The following is an 8,016-nucleotide window of genomic DNA, read 5'->3' on the forward strand; positions in this document are numbered from 1 at the left end:
TGCTTGCGGTACTCCTCCAGGGTGGTGGCGCCGATGATCTGAATCTCGCCGCGGGACAGCGGGGGCTTCAGAATGGCGGCCGCGTCGATGGAGCCCTCGGCGGAGCCGGCGCCGATGATGGTGTGGATCTCGTCGATGAACAGCAGCACGTCGCCGGCGTCCATCACCTCCTTGATGACCTTCTTCAGACGCTCCTCGAACTCGCCGCGGTACTTGGAACCGGCCACGAGCGCCGACACGTCCAGCGTGATGAGGCGCTTGCCGCGCAGGATGTCGGGCACCTGGTTGCTCACAATGAGCTGGGCCAGCCCCTCGGCGATGGCCGTCTTGCCCACGCCGGGCTCGCCCAGGATGAGCGGGTTGTTCTTCTGGCGGCGGGACAGAATCTGCATGACGCGCTCGATTTCCGAGGCGCGGCCGATGACCGGGTCCAGCTTGCCGTCGCGGGCCTTCTTCGTGAGATCAGTGCCGAACTCGGTGAGCATGGAATCCGACGAGATCGGCCCGTCGAAGCCGGAGCGGCCCGCGTAGACAGGCGACTGGCCCACCAGATCGTTCAGGGCGCCGCGCACATCGTCGCCGGACACGTTCAGGCGACCGAGCACTTCCAAAGCCGTGCCCTCGCCCTCGCGCACGATGCCCAAGAGCAAGTGCTCGGTGGAGATGTAGGACTGGCCCATCTGCATGGCCTCGCGCAGGGAGTTCTCCAGCACGCGCTTCACCCGCGGCGTGAAGGACAGATGCCCCGACACGTCGGCGTCCTCGTCGATGGTGACCACCTGGCGGATGGCCTGCACCACCCCGTCGTAGGTGACGTTCAGGCGATCGAGGGCCTGGGCGGCCAGGCCGTCCTTCTCCTGGATAAGGCCCAAGAGAATATGCTCGGTGCCCACGTAGGGCTGATGGAGCGCACGCGCCTCATCCTGAGCCAGGACCAGCACCTTGCGTGCTTTGTCCGTGAATTTCTCGAATGACATGGTTTCCTCGTTCCTTCGTTGGTGCCCCGCGGCAAAGGTTCTCTCTCGCTAGCAGACAGGCCGGGCACGAAATATAGTTCCCGAGCAGTTTAGCACTCACGCGGGCGAATTGCTAAAGCATGGTGCCGAGAAGGGCTGTTTTGTGGGCACGTTGTGAGGGGAAGCGACGCCACAGCCACGCTATCCCTGCTGATCGCCATCTGAGGCAGCCTCGCCCTCGCCAGCGGCCCCTTCCCCTACGCCCGCGCGTTCGGCTTCATCGCGGCCGTCTTGGCGAGCGTCTTCGCGTCGCACGTCGCGCTCGATCTTGCGCAGGTTCGCGTTCTGGAACTCGGCCACGAAACCGGCGGAAAAGATACCGCCAGGAATGGCCACTAAGGCCACCGAGAGGAACATGATGACGGAGCCCACGATGCGCCCGGCCGGCGTAATAGGCACCAAATCGCCATAGCCGGTGCCCGTAACGGTCGTGACGGCCCAGTACACGCCCGACAGCAGGTTGTTGAACTTGTCAGGCTGGGCCGGGTGCTCGATCTCGTACATAACCACGCTGGACACCACCACAAGCAGGGCGATAACCAGAAAGGCCGCCACAATCTCGTGGTAGTGCTTCGCGATGACGCGGCCGATGGTGCGCAGGCCGCGCATGTAGCGGGAGATCTTCACGAGGCGCACGAGGCGCACCACGTTGATGATCTGCCCCAGCGCCGCCGTCACCGGCACGAACCAGGCCACCATGTTCGGCGCGAAGGAGAGCAGGTCGATGATGCCCCAGGGCGAGCAGATATAGCGCAGCCGAGCTCGCGACGGCGTGCAGTTGCCGAAAGCCAGATCGGCAATCCAGATGCGGGCAAAGTACTCGACGCAGAAGCAGACCGTGGAGAAGCGGTAGAAGCCGGCGACCACATCGGCCGTGACGGGATCGAGCCCTGGCTGGGTGGATACGAACACCACCACGGCATTCAGCAGGATGAGCGCGAACAGCGCCCCGCCCACGAAGCGGGCCGGCCAGCTGGCGCGGCGCAAGTTCTCCAACGCGTAGAACGTCTCGCGCTTCAACTGGTTGGTATGGGACAGCTTGAGCCGCCGGCGGAATCGCTCGGCTCGCTCGCTTTCCCGATGCCGCCCCATGGCCGCACCTCCTCTCGCGCCGAATCGGCTGCTCCTCTTTCACGTCTGCTCTCGCTGACGCCTATTCTAGAAACGGATGGGCCCGCACTGCTCAGCGCGGGCCCATCCGTAGGTAAGTTGGTAACTGTTCGCCTAGTACAGCTTGGCGCCGGCGGGAATGCGGTCGTCCACCATGAGCAGGTTCAGGCGCTCCTCGGGCTCGCCATCCTCGCCCGGCACTTCGTGCACGGCGCTGATAATCATGCCGCACGAGGCGATGCCCATCATCTTGCGCGGCGGCAGGTTGGTAATGGCGATGAGGGTGCGTCCCACCAGCTCCTCCGGCTCGTAGTAGGCGTGGATGCCCGACAGGATGGTGCGGTCGGTGCCGGTGCCATCGTCCAGGGTGAACTGGAGCAGCTTCTTGGACTTCGGCACAGCTGCGCACTCCTTCACCTTCACGGCGCGGAAATCGGACTTGCTGAAGGTGTCGAAGTCCACCTCATCGGCGAACAGGGGCTCGATGACCACGTTTGCGAAGTCCATGGGAGCCGCAGAGGCTGCCGGGGCCTCGCCCGTCGGGGCCGCAGTCTCAGCTGCAGACGGAACCGCGGACGCAGCGTTGCCACCCACCGGCACTTCGTCCTTCATGTGCGGGAACAGAAGCACGTCGCGGATGGAGGGCGCGTCGGTGAGCAGCATGACCATGCGGTCGATGCCTATTCCTACGCCGCCCGCCGGCGGCATGCCGTACTCCAGGGCGCGGATGTAGTCGGCGTCGAAGCCCATGGCCTCGTCGTCGCCCATGTCCTTGGCCTCTACCTGGGCGCGGAAGCGCTCGGCCTGGTCCACCGGGTCGTTCAGCTCGGTGAAGGCGTTGGCGTACTCGTGGCCTAAGATGAACAGCTCGAAGCGCTGGGTGAGCTCGGGGTTCTCGGGATCCTTCTTCGCGAGCGGGGAAATCTCCAGCGGATGATCGATGACGAAGGTGGGCTGGATGAGCTTCTCCTCGGCTACGGCCTCGAAGATCTCGCTGATGAGCTTGCCCTTGCCCCAGGCCGCTTCCGCATGGCCGCCGTGCTTCTCCAGAATGGCCACGAGCTCGTCGCGGCTGCGCTTGAAGGACACCTCCTCGCCGGCGTGCTCGCTGGCCAGCTCCATCATGGTGGCGCGGCGCCAGGTACCGGACAGATCCACCGGCGTGCCCTGGTACTCGATCTGCAGGCTGCCGCAGGCGGCCTCGGCCGCGGCCTTGATGCAGCCCTCGGTGAGGTCCATCATGCCGTCCAGATCGCTGAAGGCCGCATAGGCCTCCATGGTGGTGAACTCGGGGTTGTGGTACGGATCCATGCCCTCGTTGCGGAACTGGCGGCCGATCTCGAATACCTTCTCGAAACCGCCCACGAGCAAACGCTTCAGCGGCAGCTCCGTGGCGATGCGCAGGTAGTAGTCGCGATCGAGCGCATTGAAATGCGTGATGAAGGGCTTCGCGTTCGCGCCGCCGATGATGGCGTGCAGAAACGGCGTTTCCACCTCGTAGAAGCCCTCATCCTCCATGTAGCGGCGAATGGCCGACACGATCTTGAAGCGGCGCTCGAAGGTAGTGCGCACCTCGGGGTTCATGACCAGATCCACATAGCGCTGGCGGTAGCGGGTCTCCTTGTCCGTGAGCCCGTGGAACTTCTCGGGCAAGGGGCGCAGCGACTTGCTCATGAGTTCAAAGGAGTCTACGGCCACGGACAGCTGACCGCGGCGGGTGCGCATCATAGTGCCGGTGACGGCAATCCAGTCGCCCACGTCCAGGTCGCACAGGTCGGCGAAGCGTTCGTCGCCCAGAGCGTTGATGCGGCAGAACAGCTGAATGTCGCAGCCCGACTCGCGCAGCTCCAAAAAGGCGATCTTGCCCTGCACCCGCTTGGCCATGATGCGGCCAGCGATGGTGACCGCATCCTCGGTGGAATCACCGTCCCCCAGATGAGCGTACTGCTCGTTCAGCTCGCCCACGCTGTGGCTGCGCTTGATGGCATGGCCGTAGGGATCCACGCCCGCGGCGATGAGCGCCTCGCGCTTCGCCTTGCGCACCTCGATGGGATCGTCTTCGATTACCTCAGCAATTTCTTCAGCCATATTAGTGCTCGATCTTCAGAACGGTCAGAGTGATATCGCGGCCGGTGGGGCCGGTGGTGGTCACCTCATCGCCCTTCTTGCAGCCGAGCAGCGCCTGGCCTACAGGCGACTCGTTGGAGATCTTGCCCTCGGCAGCATCGGATTCGGCGCCGCCCACGATGGTGAACACGCGCTCGCGACCGTTCATATCCACCGTCACGGTAGAGCCGATATTCACCTTGCTCGAACGCTTCGGCGCATTCACGACAGTGGCCTCCGACAGAATGCGGCTGATCTCGGCGATGCGCGCCTCCATCATGCCCTGCTCGTTCTTCGCGTCGTCGTACTCGGAATTCTCGGAGATGTCGCCGAACTCGCGGGCCACCTTGATGCGCTCGCCGATCTCGGCGCGCTTCTCGGTCTCCAGGTAGTGCAGCTCTTCTTCCAGCTTCTCCTTGCCCTCTTGGGTCAGTACGTAGTTCTCGTTAGCCATAATTTGTCCCGTTTTCTCTCTTTATACACTGGTGGTGCGCCCGCACTATCCGGCGGGCGCACCACGATATACCTTGGTATGCGAAGGGGCGGAAAGGCTATTCGGCCTTCTTCTTCACGACCTTCTTGACGGTCTTCTTCGGAGCCGGAGCCGGCTCTTCCACGACCTCCTCGACAACCTCGACGACTTCCTCGTCATCGGCGGCCTCGGCGACTTCCTTCTCGCCCGCGCCCATGCCATCGCGCAGGTTCTTCACCGTCTTACCGAGGGCACTGCCGAGTTTGGGCAGGTTCTTCGGGCCGAAGATGAGCAGGATGACGACCAGGATGATAAGGAGCTCGGGAACTCCCATGCCCAAAATCTTCATGCATTCCTCCGTTGAGTCGGGCAAGCGATGCCTGCCACTGCTTGTCTCAGGCGCGACGCGACGAACAAACCCCGTTAGCCGTCCCCCGTGAGGCGCTCCTTTGTGCGCGGGCAATGGTAGCACAAACGCCGAGGCCGCGACCGAACTCGCACAAATACTTCAACGATGAAGAAGAGCGGGCACGGCGGCTGCGGGGCATCATCTAAAATGGCTTGAAGAGAACGGTTTGGGGATCAAGGGAAGCCTTTTCTCTTCGCCTTGGAAATTGCGATCAGGGAAAACGCCCCGATGGAGAGGTTTGCTCCCACTCGGTTTCGCCCGATTCCGCCCGCTTCCGCCCGATTCGGCTCCCAAAACGTTCTTTTCAAGCCACTTTTGAGAGGAAGCCGCCATGCACCGCATGACTGACGAAGAATTTGAAGCCGCCCTCGCCGAGGCGCTCGACGCCATGCCCGAGCAATTTCTCAACGCGCTGGAGAACGTGGCCGTCGTGTGGGAGGACGAGCCGAACGCCTACCACCTGGGCTGGGACGACGCGCACGAGGACTCCGAAGTCCCAGCTGGCGACGGGGAGGGCGACGAGCTGCCCGACGATTTGCTGGGACTGTTCGATGGGCTGTCCATCGTCGAGCGCGCGAACGGCTACGACGACGACATCCCCGACGTGATCACCGTGTTCAAGGGGCCCCACGAGCGCTGCTTCTCCAGCCGCGAGGAAATCGTGGAGGAGATCGGCAAGACCGTCGTCCACGAGCTGGGCCACTACTTCGGCCTTAACGAGGACCAGCTGGCCGCCATGGGCTACGAGTAAGCCCTCTAGCGCCAGCACTGTCGCATTCGGCAGAGCCCAGCGCTCAATAAGGAGCGATTTCTTGCCTGTCCATTCGACCGCCCCGATGGAAAAGTACGAGGAAGTGCTGCGCCACCCGACGTTCACGTTCGATGTGCAGGGCACGCCCTGGTGCTCGCAAAAAAGCGCCGCTTCGACATTCACCAAGAACGACTGTCCAGCCTCGCCTCCCACATGTACCTATGCCCGGCGTCGGCAAGGACGCCTACGAGGAAGAGTTCGAACACTTTGCCGACCGTCGATCAGCCAGGGAGGCCGCCACGAAGGCGCCGAATAGGGACAGGGCCACCGAGAGCGCCAGCAGCAGTGCGATCATGGGCAATGCCTCGGCCGACGGACCGTAGGAGCCCAGCGCGAGGCCCACCGCCAAGGCGCACGGATAGTCGAGCGCGCCGAACACCGCTGCCACTGCCACCGACCGCATGGCAGCGGGCACCGATCGCACGCACGCCCGCACAGCCAACGTCAGCGCTGCCACCAGGGCAAAGCTCAAGCCCATGGCGGGGCTCATCATGCCCAGCACCACGGCGAGCAGGGCCGTGGCAGCGACAAGCTGGACCACCGAGCCGCCGCGCACCAGGTGCCACGCGGCCAAAGCAGCGCAAAACGGAGCCGCCAGCACGCCGTGCAAAGCGTAGATGTGGGGAAACTGCCATGCGGGCATCCGCGTGGCAAACCCGATGGCGAACAACGCCACGAACAGTCCTGCCGTGCGCACGATCGGATTCGAGAGAAACTGCTTCACTGCCTCTTGCCTTTCTGTCGAGGGAACTATCCCCACACAATACTCGAGCCGCTCCCCGCCGGACCGCGCCAGGCACGGCCCAGCACCGCGGGCAGACACTGCATCCTATCCCACGCTGGGACTCGTTTGGGCCTCTTCCAACTTCTTCTGGCACAGATCGATGAATTCCTGCTTGGAATTCACGCAGGCCTTGCGGTAGATATGTTTGACATGGGTGTTCACCGTGCTCGTCGCCACGAACAGCTGGCCGGCAATGGCCGCCTGGCTGTGACCCTGCATCAGCAGCGCCGCCACGTCCTTCTCCCGCAGGGACAGACCCAGATCGGCGAACACGTCACCCATCTGCACCTCGATGTCCACAGGTTCCTCCACGGCTGCAGCCGCCGCCCGCCGCGCCTCGTGATCGCGCTTATGGGCCGCGATAACCTCGATGCTGCGCATCGATGCAATGACAACCACCACGAGCACGCCCGCGGCAATGGGCAGGAACAAATTCGTCGCCTCGCCGCCCGCCGAGCGCAGCAGAATGCCCACGAACACCCCGATGAACATGCCAGCGTACGGCGCCAGCCAACCCCAAGCGAACATCTGGTCCGGCAGCAGGGTCGGCCGGTGGGCCAAAGCGGCGAAGTGGGCCATGAGATGCATGTAGGACACCACCATGGACAGCACGATCAGCACCACAGCCACGCGAATCAGCCATTCCTCGCCGGCCACGAAGAACGCCAAGCCCGTCACGAGCAGCGGCACAGCCAACCAGAAGGCCCGCGACAGATTTGCGATGGGATGGTGGTGCAGCCGCACGATGGACAGCCCGGCCACGGCCAGGATAATGGTGGCCACCACCACAAGAAAGCCCATGCTGCCGCCGGTAAAGGAAATATCGCCCAGCAGCGACCAGAAGATGCCGTAGACGAGCCACAGCGTAGCTCCCACGAAATAAGATGACTTCGGAATGGCATTGCGCGTGTCGCTGACCACCACTTGGCCGGACAGCAGCTCGGCCGAGGGGGTGTCGGGAACCTTGCGCGATCCCACCACACCGGCCACCACGCCCAGCACCGCCATAAGCGCCATGCCCACCGCCTCGGGCGGCACCATGGCCACCACCATCACCACCACCGCCGCGCAGGTGTCGGCGAATACCTGGCGCGCCGAATGGGCCACCTCCTTCACGGCCAGGGCACGACCCCACACCAGCATGCAGCAGCCGTAGCCGCAGCCCGAGAGGCAGAACATGAAGAACATCGCCCAGGTATTCGCATGGGACAGCACGCTTTCCACGGCGCAATAGGCCGGCCCCAAGAACAAAAGCACGGCCGCCACCAGGCTGAGCCGCCGGTGCACCGGGCGGTGGAGCAGGTAGGG

8 protein-coding genes are annotated in these 8,016 nt (G+C 63.8%); 1 reads left to right on the plus strand and 7 read right to left on the minus strand.

Annotation, left to right across the window (positions count from 1 at the left end; translation table 11 throughout):
* The 5 genes from ACTOXK_RS11620 to tatA all read right to left on the minus strand — a co-directional run.
* The coding region (locus ACTOXK_RS11620; RefSeq protein WP_482279961.1) for a Clp protease N-terminal domain-containing protein at positions 1 to 977 on the minus strand (977 nt) is incomplete at its 3' end.
* Between the two features lie 180 nt (positions 978 to 1,157).
* Positions 1,158 to 2,108 carry an ion transporter gene (locus tag ACTOXK_RS11625; RefSeq protein WP_136434671.1) on the minus strand — a complete coding sequence of 317 codons (951 nt, stop codon included), beginning with the start codon at positions 2,106 to 2,108 and terminating at the stop codon, positions 1,158 to 1,160.
* A 132-nt stretch (positions 2,109 to 2,240) separates the two neighbouring features.
* Positions 2,241 to 4,214: a lysine--tRNA ligase gene (gene lysS / locus ACTOXK_RS11630; RefSeq protein ID WP_482279962.1), complete on the minus strand. Its 1,974-nt coding sequence runs from the start codon at positions 4,212 to 4,214 to the stop codon at positions 2,241 to 2,243.
* 1 nt (position 4,215) lies between these two features.
* A complete protein-coding gene (gene greA / locus ACTOXK_RS11635) occupies positions 4,216 to 4,686 on the minus strand; it encodes a transcription elongation factor GreA (RefSeq protein WP_016310420.1) in 471 nt (156 codons plus the stop codon).
* A 97-nt stretch (positions 4,687 to 4,783) separates the two neighbouring features.
* Complete coding sequence (tatA, locus tag ACTOXK_RS11640; protein ID WP_016310419.1) at positions 4,784 to 5,053, minus strand: twin-arginine translocase TatA/TatE family subunit; 270 nt, start codon at positions 5,051 to 5,053, stop codon at positions 4,784 to 4,786.
* A 391-nt stretch (positions 5,054 to 5,444) separates the two neighbouring features.
* Between tatA and ACTOXK_RS11645 the strand changes: the two genes are divergently transcribed.
* Positions 5,445 to 5,864, plus strand: a complete 420-nt coding sequence (locus tag ACTOXK_RS11645) for a metallopeptidase family protein (RefSeq protein ID WP_482279963.1) — start codon at positions 5,445 to 5,447, stop codon at positions 5,862 to 5,864.
* A 244-nt stretch (positions 5,865 to 6,108) separates the two neighbouring features.
* Here the strand turns inward: ACTOXK_RS11645 and ACTOXK_RS11650 are convergent, their stop codons facing one another.
* Positions 6,109 to 6,648, minus strand: coding sequence for a hypothetical protein (locus ACTOXK_RS11650; protein ID WP_482279964.1), 540 nt, complete (start codon positions 6,646 to 6,648; stop codon positions 6,109 to 6,111).
* 105 nt (positions 6,649 to 6,753) lie between these two features.
* A partial coding sequence (locus ACTOXK_RS11655; RefSeq protein WP_482279965.1) for a helix-turn-helix transcriptional regulator occupies positions 6,754 to 8,016 on the minus strand: 1,263 nt, incomplete at its 5' end.

It is taken from the genome of Adlercreutzia sp. (genome assembly GCF_056795635.1).

Excerpts from the sequence above, each read along its gene's own strand:
- ACTOXK_RS11625 (WP_136434671.1), bottom strand. The coding sequence starts at position 2,108 with ATGGGGCGGCATCGGGAAAGCGAGCGAGCCGAGCGATTCCGCCGGCGG.
- lysS (WP_482279962.1), bottom strand. The coding sequence starts at position 4,214 with ATGGCTGAAGAAATTGCTGAGGTAATCGAAGACGATCCCATCGAGGTG.
- greA (WP_016310420.1), bottom strand. The coding sequence starts at position 4,686 with ATGGCTAACGAGAACTACGTACTGACCCAAGAGGGCAAGGAGAAGCTG.
- tatA (WP_016310419.1), bottom strand. The coding sequence starts at position 5,053 with ATGAAGATTTTGGGCATGGGAGTTCCCGAGCTCCTTATCATCCTGGTC.
- ACTOXK_RS11645 (WP_482279963.1), top strand. The coding sequence starts at position 5,445 with ATGCACCGCATGACTGACGAAGAATTTGAAGCCGCCCTCGCCGAGGCG.